The following is an 18438-nucleotide window of genomic DNA, read 5'->3' on the forward strand; positions in this document are numbered from 1 at the left end:
TGCGGTCTTACTGACACCTCTCGAGCGGTACGTAGGAGCCTTCTCGGGCAGTGATCCACTGCGTGGTTCGGCCCGATTCGGGCGGGTCGAGCGGGTGAATCGTGCACTCGTCCGGACTCTGTTCGTACTCGACGACCGTCGCCCGGAGGGGGTACAACTCCTCGCCCACGTCCACTTTTGATGGCATTTCGATGATGCGTGCGGAACGAGAGGAACTTGTAATACGGTACCTACTACCTGTTCAGTCAGTGTTACGTTTCGTTACTTGTGCGTTGCTTTGGGCTGCCTAGCTTTACATCTATATGTGTGTAATAGCGTATAAGTAAAGCAGTGCTTGAAACGGGATCGAATCGAATCGGTTGAGAGAACGGACCGCGGTGAGAACCATCCGGACGTGCGCTCTCCCACGACCGCTCTCTCACTGAGTAAGGAGTGGCGAAAGCTGTAGCAGGCGAATACCAAAGAGCGTTCTGCGGGAAGGAGAACCCGATGTCATCACAGTGGGACGCGATCGGGTTCATCATCTCCTCGAAGTACCGCTTGGCGGTTCTGAACGTCCTTCAAGACGGTCCGGCGACGACGACCGAAATCGCGAACGCCGAGAGCCTCTCTCCGTCGCACGTCTCTCGCGCGTTACGACGGCTTCGCAACCGCTCGATCGTCGAGCTCGTCGTCCCAGAAGAGCAGCGAAAGAATCGCAGGTACGACCTCACGACGAAGGGAGATCGAATGTGGCAGAAGATACAGTCAGCCGGATTAGCCGATTGAGATGACTGATCCAGAAACGCCCGATCGCCTCCCATCGAGGGGATCGCCATCCGGCGAGTCCGGTGAAGGTCCCGGTTCGGACGGCTGGCGGCGTCGAACGCTCCTCCGGCGAGCACTGGCGGGAACGGTAGGCATCCTTTCGCTTTCGGGGTGCGGCGGTCAGCGAGATCGCGATCGGTCGACAGACGAACTCGCCTCGCCGCCACGGGGAGACGTCGATCCCCCGGCGACGCCGGTCCCGCCGCCGTTCGATTCGGTGACGGATCTGACCGACCTCGGCGTCGATCCCACGGGAGGGGAGCCGATCGGCGACGTGATCAGCGACGCAGCGAGCGACGGAGAGTTGTTGTTTCTGCCATCGGGGGAGTATCCCATCGAGGAGAGCCTCGATCTCTCGGGGCTCGACCGCTTCGGAATCGTGGGAGACGGCGCGACGATCGTGCCGATGGAAGACGCCTCTGGAACCCTCTTTTTCGTCGGCGGCGACGGGGCCATTCATATCCGAAACCTCCAGTTCGATTTCACCGAAAACAACACCGACATCCGCGCACTCGACGTGCGGGCACCGGACGATCTGCGTATCAGCGACGTGACCGTAAACGGGCAGATCGAAGGCGGACGCGGGGCGGTCCGCGTCGACGTCACGGACTCCGACGGTTCTGGGGTCGTCGAGCGGCTTCGGCTTCCGGACGGCTCCGTTCCCGAAGAGCAGGTCACGGGCTGTTACGTCGGTGACGACAACCGGGGAGAGATCACGTTCTCCGACTGCCACATCGTCGGGTTCGGCGACAACGGCCTGTACGCCGACCCCGCTGTCGGGCGAATCATCGTCGACGGGGGCTACTACGCGAACAACGGTATCGCGAACGTCCGGGTACGCGCCGGATCCGTCGTCAGGAACGTACACGTGCGTTGTGACGACGCCTCGAAGGGGTTCGAGAACATGCGGGGCATTCGGCTGACCAATTCCGAACCGGCGGCGGACGCCGAACCGCCGCTGGTCGAGAACTGCCGCGTCGAAATGATCGACGTCTCGTCGAGCGACGGCGGAATCACCCTGTCGTCGGAGCTCCCATCGATGACGGTTCGAGACACCGAGATACGGATCGACGCCGACGACGTTCACGGGGTCTGGGCGAAGACGCCGGCGGACTCCCTGCGCGACGCCACCGAGAAACTGTGGGTCGACTGCGAGGGAGTGACGGTGACGGGCGAGGCCGACAACGAGTTCGCGATCAAGATCGACGGCCGCGGCGGCTGCACCCTGAGCGGAATCGACGTCTCGCACGCGGCTACGAACCGGAACGGTGTCGGGTTCCAGCGCTCTCACGACAACGTCCTGCGAGATGCGACCGTCGACGTCGGCGGCGCGGCGATTGTACTCCAAGAGGCGACGCTTGAGACGATCGATACCAACGTCACACCCGACGAAATACGAACGCTGACCGAGGACGAGTGACGGGAAACAGTTAATCGACGACTGACGAGAAGCACGTTGATACGACAGATTCCCGAGCGCACCGCTTCTCACGGATCGCCCCGTCCGCCGGTAAATCACACCATAACAAAACCGATCTCGGGAATACCGAGCAGTGTCGCGCGGGCCCTGTGCCGTGACAGGACGGACGCGTCCGACCGACTGTGATAATGAACGCAAACGAAACTGCGGAGCGATCCACAGAGGGATACTGGCAGAAGATAGCGCTGATCGGCGGGTATCTCGCTCTCGCTGTCGGGCTGCTTTCGGTCGTACAAACCCCGGTAACGGACTATCAACTCTCAATCTACACCGAAGTTCCCGCCGGATTCTGGGCCGGTGTTACTGTCGCCGTCCTCGTCGCCGTCGCGGTCGCGGTACGGACGGACGCACGGTCGCGGACGCGGGATGCGGGGCTCCTCCTCTCGACGCTCGGCGTGCTCTCGATCGTCGCCCTCCCGGTTCTTCGGTCGTACTACTTCTACGGCCCTGGCGACTCGCTGAGCCACCTCGGGTGGGCACGGGAGATCCAAGCCGGCGTGATTCCTCCCGACGGCATCGTCTATCCGGGAATCCACCTCCTATCGGTGCAGTTTGCTGTGGTGACCGGACTTCCGATCCGGACGGCGATGCTGACGCTCGTCGCGCTCGTGGTCCCGCTGCTGTTCGTGACCGCGTTCGCCGCGTGTGCGTACTACGTCTCCGAGAGCCGTCGAACGGCGGCTGTCGGGGCCGTCGTCGGATTGATGTTCATCCCGATCAACAACGTCAGCGTCCACCCGGTCCCGCACGCGTCGAGCCAAGCGATCCTCCTGTTTCCGATCGTCCTGTTCTGTCTACTGTTGTTTCTCACCACCGACGACGAGGGGTTCGCGCTCGCGACGCCGACGGGCGCGCTGTTGTTGTTCGTCTCGGCGGGACTGCTGTTCGTCCACCCGCAGGAGGCGATGACGTACCTCTCGATGCTCGGCGGCATCGTGCTCCTTCAGTTCGTCGTGCGTCGGTACCGATCGTCTCACCCGATCGCGTCGTTTCGCCCACTGTACGCCCACACACTCGTCATCGGGACGCTGTTCGTTGGGTGGATCCGTCGACAGGGACGCGCCCGATCTCGCGTGACGTCGGTGCTCGATAGTCTCCTCTCGCGCGATCCGACAGTGCTCCAAGAGACCGACACTCGTGGGGCGTCGCTCGTCGACCTCGGCGGGAGCCTCACTGAGCTGTATCTCAAGCTGTTCTCGGTGAGCACGCTGTTGATGATTCTCGCCGGTGCGCTCGCCCTCGCGCTGCTCGTCCGCGCGGTCGACCACCGAGAGAGCCGTCAAAACGCGTTGTCGTTCCTGTTGTCGGCCGCACTGGTCCTTCCGACGCTCGGGTTTGTCGCGATCTTCTTGGCCGATCAGGGGGATCACTACTTCCGGTTCTACGGGTTCATTATGGTAACAGTGAGTCTCCTCGCGGTCATCGCGATCTCGCTTCTCGCCGACCGACTGGAGCGCTCGAGCGGGTGGCTCGGAGGGCTGCTCACGCGCCAACGCGTGTGGACCGCCCTGAGCTTCCTGTTCGTCGCGATGATCGCGCTGCAGCTCGCGACTATCCATCCCTCGCCGTACATCTATCAGGCGAACGATAGAGTGACCGAGACGGTGATGGACGGGTACGAGCAAACGTTCCGGTATCACGACGGAGAAACACCGCTGACTGCCGTCCGATCGGGTTCGAGTCGCTACGTCGACGCCATCTACGGCACGACCACCGCCCAACGAATCAATTACCCGGGATACGAGGACGCCGTCCCCGAAACCGTCTTCAACAACAACGTGACGTCGCACTACGAGGAAGATCGGTATCTCATCGTCACGACGAAAGATCGGAAGAAGGAGGTGGAGTTGTACGATGGGTTCCGGTACAGCGCCGCCGGATTCGAGGCGCTCAACACCGAACCCGGATCGAATCGGATCCGGGACAACGGCGGGTACACCCTCTATCGGCTGCGCGGTACCGACGAGTAACGTCGCAGACGACGCCCGGCGCGATCCGAGGGGAAGCTAGTCTCCCGGTAACGTGGCTCGAATCCGCGTTTCAGCGGTGTTCGAGCGTGTCACTGATCGCGTTTGCCGAGGCGACGATGTAGGCTTCCCGATCGAACGCGTCCTCGTCGGCGGGGACGAACACGAACCGATCGCCGTCGCGGTACGAGACTCGGTGTGACTTCCATTCGGCGAGGTCGTATCCCAAATCCCGGACCGGGTCCGGATCGGCCGCGAGTCGCTTCCAACCGTCTGACGAGTACACGGGCGTCACCTCACTGCCCGTCGATGGTGACGGCCGCGGAACCGTCGAACTCGATTTCGACGATCTGACCGGTGTAGCGGTATCCGTCTATGCCTTTGCTGAGAACGCCCTCGACGGTGTCGCCGTTGACGTAATCTTCGAGGTTGTCGATGCGGGTGTCCTCGGGGTTCGTGCTGATCGAGGAGTCTCGCGTGACCTCGCCGGAAACCCGGAAGGTGTACGTCGCGATCCCGTCGGCGGTCGTGCCGTCGAAGACGACGGTCTTCTCGCGGGACTGAGCCGGCTCGTCGCCGCCCGAATCGGAGTCGTCCGATCCCGACGGTTCCTCGTCGCTGTCATCGCCCGAGTTATCCTCCGGCGGCTCGGCCGCCAGCAGGTCCTCCGTCGTCACCTCTTCGCCGTCGGCGAGCAGCGTCATCTGGTTGACGTCGCCCGACGCGGAGAAGTTCTCCATCGCGCCCTCGTAGTAGAAGGCGTCGCCGCTGGCGCTGCCGCCGCCGGTCGATCCGGTCGCCGTCCACGTGCCGTCGCCGTTTTCGACGGCCTCGTCGACGGGATCCGCCGTGTCCGCGCTGTACTGGCTGCGGTCGTACAGGGGCTCGATTTCGCCGGTCGTGGTGAACTCGTAGTCGACGCCGTCGGAGTTCCGCGAGAGGACGACGAGCTCCGTGCCGTCGGTTCCGACCGGCGTCTCCGATCCGGACGAATCGTCCGAACTGTTGGAGTCCGAGTCGTTCGATCCGGAATCGCTCGAATCGTCTCCGTCCGAGCCGTTCGACCCGTCGTCCGAGCCGTCGGAGTCGTCTCCGCCGGGGTCGGTCGAGCCGTCGGAGCCGCCGTCAGTCGAGTTGTCGTCGCCCGAGCCGTCGTCGGTCGAACCGCCGCTACCGGCACTGTCCTCGCCCTGCGGGTCGTCGCCGGTCGGAACGGGACAGTCGTCGCCGACGCAGACGCCGTCGAAGTTCGACGGGTACTCGAGGTCACCGTCGCCGGTGATCGAAACGTTCTCGGCGCTCCAGCTGCCCGCCGCGCCCTTATCGTGGATCGCCGCCGTTCCGGTGTTGTTCTCGATGAGCGTGTTTCGGATCGTCCCGCTTCCGCCCGAGGCTCCGTCGTGGAGCTCGATCGGCGCGCCCGCGCCCTCGTAGGAGTGAATGACTTCACAGCCTTCGATCGTGATGTTATCTCCGGGCTCTCGGATGCGGATACCGCGCATATTGACGTCCCCGCCCTCGTCGATCGTCGGCGGGCTGCCGTCGTTGAGCACGAGGCAGTTCCGGGCCACGCTGTCGGTGGAGCCGAGTCGGATGCCGGTGATATTGTTGTTGTGCAGGAAACAGTTCTCGACGATCACTTGCCCCCCCGCACCGCCGTCCTGTCCGGGGCCGTCCGCGTAGATGCCGTTGTTCGAGAAATCGGCGATGTAACAGTTGCGGATCTCGACCACGCCGGCGTGGCCCCCGGGGACGTAGAACGCGCGCGCGTCGCCGGGATCGACGTTCCCGTCGGGCAGGTTGAAGTTGTCGATCAGAACGTGTCCGTCAGACTGGGCTTCGAGCCGGAAGCGCGTCTTCTCGGGACCGGATTCGCCCCGGAGCGTGAGGTTTCGGACCTCCACGACGCCGCTTTCGGCCTCGATGGTCTCGCCGTACGCGCCCGCCTCGTTCGTGAGGATCACCTCGCCCTCGCCGACGACGGCGGCGTCGCTGCGCGTGCCGTCGAACCCGGAACCGTGGTATTCGTACTCGCCCTCGGGAATCCGGACTTCCACGCCGCTCTCGAAGTACTCCTCGAGGTAGTCGTCGATGACGTCGCCGTCGGTCAGCCCCTGTTCGCCGAGGTTGACGACGGAGTCGGTCTCCGCGGACTGTGCGACCGCACTCCCCGTTATCGAGGCCATACCGACGGCCCCACCGAGAAGCTTCAGGTACGATCGTCGACCGACACCCGAACTCGCTTCGTCGTTTCCGTTATGGCTGTTTGCCATATCCGGGTAGAGTGCGATTACCGAAAAGAGCGTTTTTGTGGGTTCGTTGGACGAACGAGTAAGCTGTTCTTACTTGCGTAATCGATATTTAACGGATAGTTATTGATTGCTTACGAGTGGTTATGGACTGGCTGTGTCTGGCCGTAATATCTGCCTACTGGGCGCGCGCGACAAATCGTCGAAGTAGGATTCGATTACGGAGCCGATACACGACGCCCTGAGAGAGACAGCGTATTCCGGGTCGGTCTCATACAAAGAGATCGGGAGTAGGACCGCCATACGCCGTGTGGCGCGCGAAGACGTTGAATAAGGAGGGAAAAGAGGGACGTGGTACGAGGTGTGAGAGTCCGAACCCGCCGTCACTCGGTCACCGGTAAGAAGAGTGATTCGAGCGTTAGGAGCCGACTACTAGGCCGATTTCGGTCTCATCAGGGAGAACTAGTACCGAAGTCGGGATCGCGGCCAGCGCGATCTCGCGACGTCGGCGACGACTCACAACAGTTGGTGGGCGCTGATTGGGGAGTGCCCGGAGAAGCGGGGATTTCTCACGACGCCGCTGCGTTCGAGAGCGCCTTCGAGATGAGGGTTGAGACGTCGAGGTCGAAAGCGACAGCCACTGCCGGAGGAGAATCAGTCTTGGGCGGCTTCCGCGGCTATCGCCTCGTCTTCGGTCGCGACGCTCTCTCTGATCTCCTCCATCAGAGCGATCGTCCACCGCGCCTCTTCGAGTGGGACCGCCGGATCGTCGCCGGTGAGGAGCGCTTCGGCCTCGCGGTCGAGCTGGTAGTACAGCGAATCGAGCGCTGTCGCGACCTCCCAGCTGTCGTCGCGCGACCGCCGGAGGACCGATACGGCGTTCTCGACGGTGCCGGTGAATCGGTCGACGGCCTGATCGACGTTGTTCAGCGCGCGGCCGGCTGCCGAACCCTTGTAGTCGCGGTCGAACTCGACGAGCGTCTGTGAGACCACATCGGCCGCGAACGACGTCTCGGTCCCATGAACGTAGAGCACGCGGATCGGGATCGTCCCCGAGAGCATCGTGACGTTGCAGACCACGCCGTCGTCGGTGACGTACCCGACCTGTGCGCCGTCGTATCCGAACGACTGCTCGTACTCGCCGCACAGCGCCGTGTGTGACGATACCCGGGAGCGGTCGTCCGGATACCCGCCGACGCGAAGGCCGAGATACAGCGGGTGCGGGAGCCCCTCCTCGAACTCGCCGCCGAGCAGATCGAACGCCCAGCTGCCGCGGTTGGGCGTGTCCGGCGGCGTCGACCCGGTGTACTGGAGGTCGATTCCACGCATCTCCCCGAGATCACCCCGATCGATGCGGTCGCGCAGCTTCCTGATGACCGGATCGAACACGTGATTGTGAACCACGGAAACAGAGACATCGGCTTCACGCGCGGCCGTCGCCAGTTCCTCCACTTCGCTGACCGTTTCCGCGACGGGCTTTTCGATGAGGACCGGAACGCCCGCGTCGATCGCTTCGAGCGCGATCGGTACGTGGGTCGCGACGGGCGTACAGACGTGCACCCAGTCGAGATCCGCCTCCTCGAACAGCGAAGTCGTATCGTAGTACGCCTTGACTCCGTACTTCACTGCTTTCTCGCGGGCGCGTTCCTCGTCGCGGTCGCAGATCGCGACGAGATCGGTCCGCGGATTCTTTTCGAGTCCAGAGAGGTGCCGTTCGGAGACGACACCCGCACCAACTACCGCCGAACGTAGCGTCATCAGTAAGAGGGGGTCGAGGAAGCTCAATAGTTATGAAGCGCCAAACGTCCGATCGGCGGCGTCGCGAGGAGACTTGTCACCGGTCCCGTCGAGCACTCACTCCCGAGTGACTCACGCGTGGAACGAGCCCAAGCAGTTGTACAGCTGCCGCTCGTAGATGTCGGGCTGCTTGCTGATGCCGAGATGCGAGCCGATCTTCGCGTCCGCCCAGTGGACCGCGTCGGGCCCCGAGAGGAGCCGACCGAGGAGCCGCGGATCGAGCTCGAACTTCACGTAGCCGTCGTACGTCGACAGGTCGGGATCCGTGACGAAGTCGTACCCGTCACCGGTGAACGAGAGTTCGACGTACTCCTCGGGCGCGAGGCCGATCAGCACGGTAGTTTCGGTCTCGTAGCCGAGCTGTTTGCGCTTGCGCTCGAACCGCTCGAACGCGGGTCGGACCTGTTCGCGTAGCTCCGAGACGTCGGGGATCGGGTCGCGTTCGTACGTGAACGTACGGTTCGCCAGTTCCGCCTCGATATACTCGCGTTTGGCGGCCTGATCGACCGGTTCGTACGGCTTCGAGACGCGACCGGCGGCGAGATCGAGGTGTTCGCCCGAGTTGAGGAAGACGCACCGGTGTTCGTCGGGATCGACGTGCGCTTCGAACCATTCCAGCGCCTCGATCCGCGGCGGGTTCGCCGTATAGCGGTTGAGCGGAGCGAGCCGACCGGCCAAGACGTACTCGCCGGCGAACGGCATGTAGTAGTCGGGGTCGAACAAATCGATGAACTCGGTCGCGAGCTCGTGTTTCTCCTCGATCACGTCATCGCGTGCCCGCAGCTTCTCCTCGTGGGTGTAATCCTCCATACACTGCGGGTAGAACTGCGCGGCGCTGTACTGGTGACACACCAAGTCGATGTTGCCGTACCCCTCTTTGACCTGTCGCATACTCCGTTCGACCATCGGGTACGGGCAGTCGTTCATATTGACGACGGTGTACTCCCCGTCGTCGAACACCGCGAGCGAGTCGACCTGCGTCGAGCCGAGTTCGGGGTTCTCTTCGACCCACGAACAGCCGAAGTAGTTGCCGCACACCTCCGGATCGCAGGCGTCGGCCGCGAGGATGTTGACGTGGAGGTCGCCCGCGAGGTGCGTCCGGCTGTTGTGATCGAGTTCGATCACCTCGAATCCGAGCGCGGAGATCTCGTCTTTCAGGTAGTCCCAGCGGTAGTCGTGGATCAACACCGGGATCTCCGTGTTCAGTCGGCGAAGCGTCGCGGGGTCGAAGTGATCGGGATGAATGTGCGAGATGTAGATGTAATCGACGTGATCGAAATCCTCCGGGTCGACGTCGAGCGGCGGATAGTGACACCACGATCCCTCGAACGCGCCGTCGACGAGCCACGGATCGCACAACACCGACGCGCCCTCGGTTTCGACGACGATCGCAGCGGAGCTGAGGTACGTAACCTGCATACGATTCGGCGTCCGACAGGGACGATATTAAGTACCGACCGGTTACGAGAAGCGACGGTAATAACGTCCGACTACCCGAGCGGGTGGGTGCGCGTCATCGAACGTGGGGAGACGTTACCGACAGATTGGGACGGTTCACGCGAGTCTCTGAGCGACGCACGCCTCGCCCGGAGCCGATCACTCCTCGATGCGCCGTTCCTTGTCCGCGTTCTCCTCGAGGTCGAATATCATCGCGAGAATCATCGCGATCCACCCGATCGCGATCAACAGAACGCCGGACGTCGAATCCCCGCTCGTAGATGCCGAGTCGCCGCTCTCATCCGATCCCCGTCCACGGATTCGTGACTGCACAGCGCGCAGCAGAAACGCCGATCCGTAGGCGGTCGCACTCGCGCCGACGCCGTAGAGGAGAACCAGCGGGTGAAATCGGCGAACGAGGTACTTCACGCGGAGTCGCCAGAGGAAGTCGCGCAGCAGCATCGCGGAGACGCGGGGGATGTACGTGTGATACCGGATGCTGCTGGTCTCGTCGCCGTAGTTGGCCCGCCGGGGCACATCGCCGACCCGAAGGTCGGCCACGTTCAACCGGACGAGGAGGTCGTTACAGTAGCCGTAATCCTCGTACATCCGGTCGATGTCGACCGCTTCCAAGGCCTCTCGCGAAATCGCGGTATAGCCGTTCTGGGGGTCCATCGTCCGCCAGTAGCCGCTCGCGACCTTGGTCAGGAAGGTGAGAATCCAGTTCCCGAACAGCCGCCACGTCGGCATCGTCTCCCGGAACTCCCGGTTGAGGAGCCGGTTCCCTTTCGTGTAGTCGACGGTTCCCTCAACGATCGGGTCCACGTACTTCGGGAGTTCCTCGGGGCGCATCTGCCCGTCGCCGCCCATCACCGCGACGACGTCGATCTCGTCTCGGAGGGCGTGCTGATAGCCGGTCTTTATCGCGCCCCCGACGCCCCGGTTGCGCTCGTGCTGAATGGGGCAGATCCGATCCTGAAAGGCCAGGGTGTCCTCGACGGTCCCGTTCGGGGCGTCTCGGTAGTCCGTACTGACGGTGCCGCCGTCGCTTCGATGGTCGTTCGGGGCCGAGTGCCCCGCACCCTCGTCGTTCGCGCGGCCGATCTCGCTTGGGTCGTCGTCCGCATCCGCGGCGTTGACGCGTTCGGCGACCGACAGTATCTCCTCCCACGTTCCGTCGGTCGAGCAGTCGTCGATCACGTACGCGCGGTCGACGAACGGCGGAAGCGTCTCGATCACCCTGCCGACGAGTCCCTCCTCGTTGTACGCCGGGACGACGACGCCGACGACGTTATCCTTGTACATAGCTGTGAGATCCGTTCTCGGGTACTTCGCACCGGCCTATCGTTATGCGCACTCAACGGAGTCGCACCCCCGTAACGAGTCTATACCTTAGTATCTCGGCGGGCGTCGCAGCGTATGAGTACTGAAACAACTGGGGAAGCGGATACGACGGACCTACCGCGCGTGATCGAGAACTGCCGCTTCGGCGACGGCACCGAGGTCGCTCCCTTTGCCGTACTCTCCGACTGCAGGTTCGGACGCGACTGTCGGGTGTGGCGCTTCGTCAACTGTTACGGGGCGACGTTCGGCGACGAGGTAATGATCGGTTCCTTTGTCGAAGTCCAATCGGACGTCGTCGTCGGCGACCGGACGCGAATCCAATCGCACGCGTTCGTCCCCTCGCTGACCGAACTCGGCGACGACGTCTTCTTCAGTCACGGCGCGGCGATCGTGAACGACGTCTACCCGCCGAGCGGCGATTCCGGGAAGTGGGAGGAGACTGCCGTCGGCGACGGTGCCGTGATCGGAACCAACGCGACGCTGTTGCCCGTCGAGGTCGGCGAGAACGCGCTGGTCGGTGCGGGGGCCGTGGTGACCGAAGACGTTCCGCCGAACGCGATCGTCGCCGGAAACCCGGCCGAGGTCGTCGGCTATCGAGAGTAGCGGGAGTCAGAATCGGGGCCGTGCTGTCGTCGGTGAACGCCCTTCGCAGACGACGCTACTCGTGAGAAACGCGTCCGCGAGCGGGCCGCGACCCCGCCGACTCGACCCGGAGCGTCTCGTTTCGGTCTGCCGATCGCTCCGCGAGCTCCAGCAGATCGACCGCGTGCGCGCCGACGCTGCCCGGCGCACTCAGCGTCGATCGACCCTGCGAGGCGGCGACGAACTCCTCGACCTCGGCGCGGAGCGGTTCCGTCTTCGGAGTCTCATACACCTGCTTTCCCTCTTCGCGCGCGTTGAGCGAACCGTCGCGCTCGACGATCCGACTGTCGTACAGTTCGAGGACGGTGTCGTCGAGGTAGTCGATGTACGCGGACTTCTCGGAGCCGACGACGACGAGATCCCGGCGTTTGCCGAACACGGGGACCTGCCACGACTCGTTGATGACGCTCGTTGCGCCGTCGTATTCGAGCACCACCGTCGCCGTCTCGTCGATGCCCTCGCGCACGATCGAGTCCGTCGAGCAGAAGAGCCACTCCGGGTGATCGTCGAGGAGGTAATTCGAGATATCGACGTCGTGAACGGCCAGCGAGTACAGCACGCCGGTCGTCGCTCGCGGCGTCCGAAAGGAGAACCGGTTCGTCGCGAGATACTTCACGCGTCCGAGTTCGCCGCGGTCGATACGCCGCTTCAACTCACAGAGTGCGGGATGATGTCGGAAGATGTGTCCGACCGCGAGCGTTCGATCCTCCTCGTCCGCCGTGGAGACGAGGTCCCACGCCTCGGTGCTGTCGAGCGCGAGCGGCTTCTCGACGAGGGCGTCGACCCCGTCGCGGAGCAGCGTCGTCGCGATCTCGTGGTGCGTCGTCGACGGCGTCGAGACGGTCGCCGCGTCGACGCCGAGCGATGCGAGCTCCGCGTAGTCGGTGGCCGCCCGGACGCCGTAACTCTCCGCGAGCTCCGTGACTCGCGACTCGTCGACGTCGCACAGGACGACCTCGTCGATCACTCCTTCCTCGGCCAGTTCTGCGGCCACGCGGGCGTGATTGCTTCCCCAGTAGCCGGTTCCGATGACGGCGTAGTGCATCGGCGGGAACTCCGCTCGAACGGTGATTGTAATGGGGAATGTACCCGATGTGGTCGGATGCGCGACAGCGAACGGACGGATAGGGCACGACTTACGGAACGTTGGACGTACAGGATGGGGTAGGGACCGGACGCACTCGATGACGCTCGGACGGCGGTCGGGGTTACCGGTAGAACTCCTCGACCGCCGCACAGACGTAGTCGACCTCCTCGTCGGTGAGTCGTGGGTGCATCGGCAGCGAGAGGATCCGATCGCAGAGCGCTTCGGTCACCGGAAGCTCGGGCGTCTCGACCCGGGAGACGATCGCCGGGTGCCGGTGCGCGGGCGTCGGATAGTGGACCCCGGTGTCGACGCCCCGATTCGAGAGGTAGTCCGCAAGCGCCTCCCGGTCGGGCACTTGGATCACGTAGAGGTGAAAGACGTGGTCGACGTCAACCGGGACCCACGGCGTCGTCACCTCGTCGACGTCGGCGAGTCGGTCCGTGTATCGCTGCGCTGCCCGCCGACGCATCTCGCTCCAGTCGCGAACCCGGTCGAGTTGGTTCAATCCGACCGCGGCGTTAGTCTCGTCGAGGCGGTAGTTCAGTCCGAGCCGTCGGTGGACGCCCTCGTCACCGCGACCGTGGTTGCGGAGCATCCGTATATTCTCCGCGAGGTCGGCGTCGTCAGTCGTCACCATCCCCCCGTCGCCCGCGACGGTCATGTTCTTCGAGGGGTAGAAGCTGAACGCGCCCGCGTCGCCGACGCTCCCCGCTGCCGATCCGTTCCGCGTCGCGAAGTGCGCTTGACAGGAGTCTTCGAGAACGAACAGATCGTATTCGTTCGCGATGGCGTCGATCGCGTCCATATCGGCCATCCCGCCGTAGATGTGAACCGGAACCGCCGCCGCGGGTCGCTCGACCTCGGCGGCCGCGGTCGCGAGCGCGTCGGGGTCCATCGTGTACGTCTCTGGGTCGATATCGACGAATACCGGCGTCGCGCCGAGTTCGAGCACGGGACTCGCGCTCGCGAAGAACGTGTGTCCCGGGACGAACACCGAGTCGCCTTCGCCGACACCCGCTGCCGCGAGCGAGAGGAGGATCGCCGCGGTGCCGCTTGAGACCCCGACGGCGTGGTCGACGCCGCAGGCCGCGGCGAATCGGTTTTCGAACTGTTCTACCAGCGGGCCCTTCACGAACCGACCGCTCTCGAGGACGTCGACGACGTCTTCGATCGTCTCGTCTGCGATGCGAATGTCGGTGAACTCGACGCTGTCGACCATCGTCTCCGGCTCTCGGCCGCGGCAGATTGTAATGGGTCGACTGCGACGGTAACGTACTGACTACCCCGAGAAACCGGGGCGACCGGCTTCAGTGGGCGACGGGTTCAGTGGGTGCGATTACTCCGCACACAGCGAAACGGGATCATAACAAACCCGTGTCCATCCGCCCGTGCAGGTATGCAAGCCGTCGTACTCGCGGCCGGGAAGGGAACGAGACTCCGCCCGCTGACCGAGACCAAACCGAAGGGGCTCGTCGAAGTGAACGGCAAACCGATCCTGACGCACTGCTTCGAGCAACTCACGGAGTTGGGTGCGGAGGAGCTCTTGGTGGTCATCGGCTACCGCGGCGAGGACATCGAGGAGTACTACGGAGACGCCTTCGCGGACGTCCCGATCCGGTACGCCCGGCAGGACGAACAACTCGGCCTCGCGCACGCGCTCAACACTGTCGAACCGCACGTGACGGACGATTTCATGCTGATGCTCGGCGACAACATCTTCCAAGCGAACGTCGAGGACGTCGTCCGCAGACAGCGGGAGAGCCGCGTCGACGCCGCGTTCCTCGTCGAGGAAGTGCCCGAATCGGAGGCCTCTCGATACGGCGTCTGCAACACGAACGACTACGGCAAGATCGTGGAAGTCGTCGAAAAACCGGACGATCCGCCGTCGAACCTAGTTATGACAGGGTTCTATACGTTCTCGCCCGCGATCTTCCACGCGACGCGGCTCGTCCAACCGTCCGATCGCGGCGAGTACGAGCTCTCGGACGCGATCGATCTGCTGATTCGATCGGGACGGACTATCGATGCGGTCGAACTCGACGGTTGGCGGATCGACGTGGGATATCCCGAAGACCGGGCTGAAGCGGAGCGCAGGCTGCAGCGGCGAGCCGAACAGACGACGTCACGCGTATGACAGATGTCATACGAAAGCGGGAACTATTTGTATAAGCACCCGTAACGGAGCGGTGACGATTGGATGAAACAAGCACAACCAGACGAACTATCGGATTCTACGCTGTCGACGAATAGCACAACGTTCCAGTTCGCGCCCGAACGCGACACCATTGTAGTCGATGTGGTAGAAGCTGTTTCGAGGATGGCTGGCGTTGAAGCGATGCGTTTCGAACCGCGGTTGTACGACGTCGTCGATCCTGACGCACTGTCACAGTGCATCCAATCGGGTGGAGACGACGTCAGCGTTTCATTCCAGATGGGGGCGTATGACGTTACTGTTCGGGGGTGCGGAGAGATAGAGGTTGCCGAATTGTAAGCGTCGCAGATGTGTGACCGGCGGTATATTTATTACCGTCTTCTTTGAATTAACTAGTGGATGTCAGAATGGTTCACTGACGAGGAGATGGAGCGTATCGTTCGGTTTGCACAATCGTCTGGGTACGCTCGGGACCCGACTATGTTGCTACCAGACGAGGAGACGCTGACCGAGGAGGAAGCGAAGTGAAAGATCGAGAGAGATCCCAGCGAGGTCGTCTAGCGGTAACGTCAACCAAGTGAAAGATCGGGGCGGGGATCAAAAGGAAACTCGTCCGTTTTCTCTACTGTTGCTGTGTCGACGTGAGTGACTGAATCACGTTGCTCGGGGACGTCAACCGGATCACAGCGTCAGATCAGTGCGGTCGGATCACTCGTCAAGGAGGCCCTGTTGTTCGATCTCCTGCCAGAGGTCTTCACCGCGTTCTGTGATCCCGTAGACGCGACCCTTTCGGCGGTCTTCGGAGACCAGAAGATCGACGAAGCCTCGGTCGCGCAGACTCGTGAGCGCGTGTGAGACCGCAGCGATTCCGATTTCCTCGTCCTCTGCGATCTGCGACGGCGTGGCTGGTCCCTCGGCGAGTCGACTCAGTACCGCGACGCGGTACTGTGAGCTTATCACGAATCCGATGTGGTCCCACGTATCTGTCATTGGCGCTCACTCATTGTGGTTCGAATCGTTTTCCAGCGGGATCGTCGCCGAGTTAGTAAGCAAGCGGTTCGCGTAGGCGTAGTGCAAGACGCTCACGAGGACGAGACCCACGAGGATGACCACTGCGACGTATTCCGGACGAACGACAGAAAAGTCGAGAAGCGACGAGAACAGATAGCCAGCGAGCCCGACGACGGCCACGGACGCGTAGATCAGTTGCCACGGGATCGGTTCCCGCTCATCCTCGAAATACTGTGCGAGTTCGTCGACGTGACGCGTTGAGTATACCATTCCTGTCTCCGAGTCGTAGCGGACCACGTTGGCGTCGGCGAGTTTGGGGATGTGTGTTTGATACAGAGAGACGTACGTTCGCTTCCGTTGCTGTGCGGACAGTTCGGGAGGGGCGAGTCCGTTCTCCTCGGCGGCGAGCTCTTCGGCGAGATCACTGAGTTCGATCCCGCCTCGCTGCTGTTGTAAGCGTCTGAGTACGAACCGCCGTCGTGCGTTGCTCAACAGATCGAATGCGGTATCCTGCGACAGCGTTTGGGGTTCATGTGGTGACATCAGAATCTCGCGACCGCGGGGAGCAGTGATACAGCCTTCCGGAGGTATGCGCTTTGTTAGATGTTCGTTATCCGATGACAGCGATGGCGTGTTTACGGTAGCCGGGTCATTACAATGCCCATTTCTCGGTGATCAGCGAGACATGCAACAGCGCCGGATTTCTCGTTCGATAGCGACGATTTCTCATACGACAGCGACGAATAGACGCGGATCGACGTTCTCCGCACGATAATGCGCGGGGACGGAGTGGGACACGGCTCGTCGTTCGGACGAATCAGCTACGCGCCGGTCGATCTGCTGTTGACCGGACTCGTCGGGACCGTGGCGTACCTCCTCGTTGCCGTCGACAGCGGTGCGCTACGGCTTCTCGCCGGGGGCGTTCTGCTGTGGGTTCTTCCGGGGTACGTCACGCTCGCAGCGCTGTTTCCGCGGATCAGCGTCGATGTCGACCGGTCGGACTCGGGCGCACGGACGGGTTTGTCACTGCGTCAGCGTGGGATGCTGACGCTCGGGGTGAGTCCGTTCGTACTCGTCCTGATCGGGCTGGTCGTCGGGACCGTCTATCCGACGATCACCGCGGACCTCGTGAGTCGGGCAGTGTTGGCATACGTGCTAATCGGCGGAGGGATCGCCGCCGTCAGGCGGTACCGAATTCCACCCGGAACCAGGTTTTCGCTGCCGGTGCAATCGTGGGTCGACGAAGCCGTCGAAGCCTTCACTCGGGGGTCGCTGACGAATCGGGTGCTGACAGTGGGTGTGGTCTGTAGCGTACTCTTGACGGTCGGCGCGTTCGGGTTTGCGGTAGGCACAGGCCCCGCCGAACAGACGTACACCGATTTTTACCTCGTCACACCTGACGGAGACGGAGAGTACATATCCGGTGGATATCCGGAGAACCTGACCGTCGGACAGGAAGCGACGCTCACGTGGGGGATTCACAACGCCGAGTCGGAGCCGACGAGTTACACCGTCGTCGTCGTCTTGGAACGAGTCGTCGAAAGCGGAGGGGACTCCAGAGTGATCGAAAGCGAGGAGCTCAACCGAACGGCTGTAGACCTCGACAGCGATGGGGCGGAACGACGCAACCACACGGTGAGGCCGTCGATGGTGGGTGAGGACCTTCGGCTCGGGTATTACCTCTACCGCGGTGAGGCCCCCGACCGGGTCCGCGCGGAGACGGCGTACCGACACCTGCACGTCTGGACGACGGTCTCCCCCTCCTCCTGACGATGTGGCCGTGGGAACACGCCGCCGTCGGGTATCTCGCGTGGTCGGTCCTCGTGCACGTGCTTCGACGACGACCGCCGACCGGAGTGGAAGCCGTCGTCGTCGTCCTCGCCTCGGTGCTCCCCGATCTCGTCGACAAACCGCTCGGGTGGGAATTCGGCGTCTTCAGTTCTGGGTACGGAGCGGCGCATTCGGTGTTTTTCGCTATCCCCGTGGCCGTCGGCGTCACGCATCTACTCGACGAGCTCGGTCGGCGGGAGATCGGAGCGGCGTTCGCAGTGGGATATCTGAGCCATCTCCCGGGAGACCTTTTCGTCGGATTCGTCCGCGAGGGTCGCCTCCCCATCGAGCGCGTCCTCTGGCCGATTCGGACCGTCGAATCGTCGTATCCCGGAGGGTTTTCTGGGACGCTTCGGGAGTATCTGCGCGCGTACGCCGGCGAACTCCTCGAGGGTGACCTCGGGACGGCTGCCGTCGTCGGGAGCGGTGCCCTAGCCGTGTGTGTGGCCGTGTGGCTCTACGACGGCGCACCCGTTCTCAGAGAGATATTCGCATTCGTATCTCCGCGTAACCGGGAGTGAGGCGAACGAGGGCCACGCCGGCGGTGAGCGATGACAGCTGTCGTTCACCTGCCGAAGCCGGGATGTACCGCCGACACGCCAGCCATAACAAAGCCCGAATCGGCGCGTTATCGC

Annotated in this window: 19 protein-coding genes; 9 read left to right on the forward strand and 10 right to left on the reverse strand. The window is 63.0% G+C overall.

Annotated elements, in window-relative coordinates; translation table 11 throughout:
- Positions 1–7: 7 nt before the first annotated feature.
- On the reverse strand, positions 8–187 hold the full coding sequence (locus U5919_RS08325) for a DUF7511 domain-containing protein (RefSeq protein ID WP_336023502.1): 180 nt from the start codon (positions 185–187) through the stop codon (positions 8–10).
- Between the two features lie 302 nt (positions 188–489).
- Here U5919_RS08325 and U5919_RS08330 point away from each other — a divergent pair, with 302 nt between their 5' ends.
- From U5919_RS08330 to U5919_RS08340, 3 genes are all read left to right on the forward strand, one after another.
- Positions 490–768 (forward strand): ArsR family transcriptional regulator, encoded by a 279-nt coding sequence (locus U5919_RS08330; RefSeq protein WP_336023505.1) that lies wholly within the window; start codon positions 490–492, stop codon positions 766–768.
- 1 nt (position 769) lies between these two features.
- Positions 770–2227, forward strand: coding sequence for a hypothetical protein (locus U5919_RS08335; protein ID WP_336023507.1), 1458 nt, complete (start codon positions 770–772; stop codon positions 2225–2227).
- A 188-nt stretch (positions 2228–2415) separates the two neighbouring features.
- On the forward strand, positions 2416–4257 hold the full coding sequence (locus U5919_RS08340; protein ID WP_336023508.1) for a hypothetical protein: 1842 nt from the start codon (positions 2416–2418) through the stop codon (positions 4255–4257).
- A gap of 70 nt (positions 4258–4327) precedes the next feature.
- Here U5919_RS08340 and U5919_RS08345 read toward each other — a convergent pair whose 3' ends face one another.
- From U5919_RS08345 to U5919_RS08365, 5 genes are all read right to left on the reverse strand, one after another.
- Positions 4328–4540, reverse strand: a complete 213-nt coding sequence (locus U5919_RS08345; protein WP_336023509.1) for a hypothetical protein — start codon at positions 4538–4540, stop codon at positions 4328–4330.
- A 10-nt stretch (positions 4541–4550) separates the two neighbouring features.
- Positions 4551–6527, reverse strand: a complete 1977-nt coding sequence (locus U5919_RS08350; protein ID WP_336023510.1) for a right-handed parallel beta-helix repeat-containing protein — start codon at positions 6525–6527, stop codon at positions 4551–4553.
- Between the two features lie 630 nt (positions 6528–7157).
- Positions 7158–8261 carry a Gfo/Idh/MocA family protein gene (locus U5919_RS08355; protein WP_336023511.1) on the reverse strand — a complete coding sequence of 368 codons (1104 nt, stop codon included), beginning with the start codon at positions 8259–8261 and terminating at the stop codon, positions 7158–7160.
- Positions 8262–8372: 111 nt separating this feature from the next.
- A complete protein-coding gene (locus U5919_RS08360) occupies positions 8373–9719 on the reverse strand; it encodes an MBL fold metallo-hydrolase (RefSeq protein WP_336023512.1) in 1347 nt (448 codons plus the stop codon).
- 177 nt (positions 9720–9896) lie between these two features.
- On the reverse strand, positions 9897–11042 hold the full coding sequence (locus U5919_RS08365) for a glycosyltransferase family 2 protein (protein WP_336023513.1): 1146 nt from the start codon (positions 11040–11042) through the stop codon (positions 9897–9899).
- A gap of 114 nt (positions 11043–11156) precedes the next feature.
- On the opposite strand from U5919_RS08365, the gene U5919_RS08370 reads away from it, so the two are divergent.
- Positions 11157–11684 (forward strand): acyltransferase, encoded by a 528-nt coding sequence (locus tag U5919_RS08370; protein WP_336023514.1) that lies wholly within the window; start codon positions 11157–11159, stop codon positions 11682–11684.
- Positions 11685–11739: 55 nt separating this feature from the next.
- On the opposite strand, the gene U5919_RS08375 is transcribed toward U5919_RS08370, so the two are convergent.
- Both U5919_RS08375 and U5919_RS08380 read right to left on the reverse strand, forming a co-directional pair.
- Positions 11740–12768, reverse strand: a complete 1029-nt coding sequence (locus tag U5919_RS08375) for a Gfo/Idh/MocA family protein (protein WP_336023516.1) — start codon at positions 12766–12768, stop codon at positions 11740–11742.
- A gap of 163 nt (positions 12769–12931) precedes the next feature.
- Positions 12932–14029, reverse strand: coding sequence for a DegT/DnrJ/EryC1/StrS family aminotransferase (locus U5919_RS08380; protein WP_336023518.1), 1098 nt, complete (start codon positions 14027–14029; stop codon positions 12932–12934).
- Positions 14030–14206: 177 nt separating this feature from the next.
- On the opposite strand from U5919_RS08380, the gene aglF reads away from it, so the two are divergent.
- The 3 genes from aglF (at position 14207) to U5919_RS08390 (ending at position 15490) form a co-directional block, all read left to right on the forward strand.
- The gene (gene aglF / locus U5919_RS08385) at positions 14207–14944 is read left to right on the forward strand and encodes a UTP--glucose-1-phosphate uridylyltransferase AglF (protein ID WP_336023520.1); all 738 of its coding nucleotides are present in this window, start codon (positions 14207–14209) and stop codon (positions 14942–14944) included.
- A gap of 63 nt (positions 14945–15007) precedes the next feature.
- Positions 15008–15301 carry a HalOD1 output domain-containing protein gene (locus tag U5919_RS15925; protein ID WP_425604205.1) on the forward strand — a complete coding sequence of 98 codons (294 nt, stop codon included), beginning with the start codon at positions 15008–15010 and terminating at the stop codon, positions 15299–15301.
- Between the two features lie 60 nt (positions 15302–15361).
- On the forward strand, positions 15362–15490 hold the full coding sequence (locus tag U5919_RS08390; protein WP_336023522.1) for a hypothetical protein: 129 nt from the start codon (positions 15362–15364) through the stop codon (positions 15488–15490).
- Positions 15491–15670: 180 nt separating this feature from the next.
- On the opposite strand, the gene U5919_RS08395 is transcribed toward U5919_RS08390, so the two are convergent.
- Both U5919_RS08395 and U5919_RS08400 read right to left on the reverse strand, forming a co-directional pair.
- Positions 15671–15952 carry a winged helix-turn-helix domain-containing protein gene (locus U5919_RS08395; RefSeq protein WP_336023524.1) on the reverse strand — a complete coding sequence of 94 codons (282 nt, stop codon included), beginning with the start codon at positions 15950–15952 and terminating at the stop codon, positions 15671–15673.
- Between the two features lie 6 nt (positions 15953–15958).
- On the reverse strand, positions 15959–16516 hold the full coding sequence (locus U5919_RS08400; protein WP_336023527.1) for a DUF7344 domain-containing protein: 558 nt from the start codon (positions 16514–16516) through the stop codon (positions 15959–15961).
- 231 nt (positions 16517–16747) lie between these two features.
- Here U5919_RS08400 and U5919_RS08405 point away from each other — a divergent pair, with 231 nt between their 5' ends.
- Together U5919_RS08405 and U5919_RS08410 are read left to right on the forward strand one after the other, a co-directional pair.
- Positions 16748–17743: a DUF1616 domain-containing protein gene (locus U5919_RS08405; protein WP_336023529.1), complete on the forward strand. Its 996-nt coding sequence runs from the start codon at positions 16748–16750 to the stop codon at positions 17741–17743.
- Positions 17744–17745: 2 nt separating this feature from the next.
- On the forward strand, positions 17746–18324 hold the full coding sequence (locus tag U5919_RS08410; protein ID WP_336023531.1) for a metal-dependent hydrolase: 579 nt from the start codon (positions 17746–17748) through the stop codon (positions 18322–18324).
- Positions 18325–18438 lie beyond the last annotated feature (114 nt).

Source organism: Halobellus sp. LT62, from assembly GCF_037031285.1.
Taxonomy (GTDB): Archaea; Halobacteriota; Halobacteria; order Halobacteriales; family Haloferacaceae; genus Haloquadratum; species Haloquadratum salinisoli.

Coding starts and splice junctions, on each gene's coding strand:
- U5919_RS15925 (WP_425604205.1), top strand. CDS start 15,008: ATGAAACAAGCACAACCAGACGAACTATCGGATTCTACGCTGTCGACG.
- U5919_RS08400 (WP_336023527.1), bottom strand. CDS start 16,516: ATGTCACCACATGAACCCCAAACGCTGTCGCAGGATACCGCATTCGAT.
- U5919_RS08405 (WP_336023529.1), top strand. CDS start 16,748: ATGCGCGGGGACGGAGTGGGACACGGCTCGTCGTTCGGACGAATCAGC.
- U5919_RS08365 (WP_336023513.1), bottom strand. CDS start 11,042: ATGTACAAGGATAACGTCGTCGGCGTCGTCGTCCCGGCGTACAACGAG.
- U5919_RS08390 (WP_336023522.1), top strand. CDS start 15,362: ATGTCAGAATGGTTCACTGACGAGGAGATGGAGCGTATCGTTCGGTTT.
- U5919_RS08335 (WP_336023507.1), top strand. CDS start 770: ATGACTGATCCAGAAACGCCCGATCGCCTCCCATCGAGGGGATCGCCA.
- U5919_RS08380 (WP_336023518.1), bottom strand. CDS start 14,029: ATGGTCGACAGCGTCGAGTTCACCGACATTCGCATCGCAGACGAGACG.
- aglF (WP_336023520.1), top strand. CDS start 14,207: ATGCAAGCCGTCGTACTCGCGGCCGGGAAGGGAACGAGACTCCGCCCG.
- U5919_RS08395 (WP_336023524.1), bottom strand. CDS start 15,952: ATGACAGATACGTGGGACCACATCGGATTCGTGATAAGCTCACAGTAC.
- U5919_RS08330 (WP_336023505.1), top strand. CDS start 490: ATGTCATCACAGTGGGACGCGATCGGGTTCATCATCTCCTCGAAGTAC.
- U5919_RS08340 (WP_336023508.1), top strand. CDS start 2,416: ATGAACGCAAACGAAACTGCGGAGCGATCCACAGAGGGATACTGGCAG.
- U5919_RS08355 (WP_336023511.1), bottom strand. CDS start 8,261: ATGACGCTACGTTCGGCGGTAGTTGGTGCGGGTGTCGTCTCCGAACGG.
- U5919_RS08360 (WP_336023512.1), bottom strand. CDS start 9,719: ATGCAGGTTACGTACCTCAGCTCCGCTGCGATCGTCGTCGAAACCGAG.
- U5919_RS08350 (WP_336023510.1), bottom strand. CDS start 6,527: ATGGCAAACAGCCATAACGGAAACGACGAAGCGAGTTCGGGTGTCGGT.
- U5919_RS08325 (WP_336023502.1), bottom strand. CDS start 187: ATGCCATCAAAAGTGGACGTGGGCGAGGAGTTGTACCCCCTCCGGGCG.
- U5919_RS08410 (WP_336023531.1), top strand. CDS start 17,746: ATGTGGCCGTGGGAACACGCCGCCGTCGGGTATCTCGCGTGGTCGGTC.
- U5919_RS08370 (WP_336023514.1), top strand. CDS start 11,157: ATGAGTACTGAAACAACTGGGGAAGCGGATACGACGGACCTACCGCGC.
- U5919_RS08375 (WP_336023516.1), bottom strand. CDS start 12,768: ATGCACTACGCCGTCATCGGAACCGGCTACTGGGGAAGCAATCACGCC.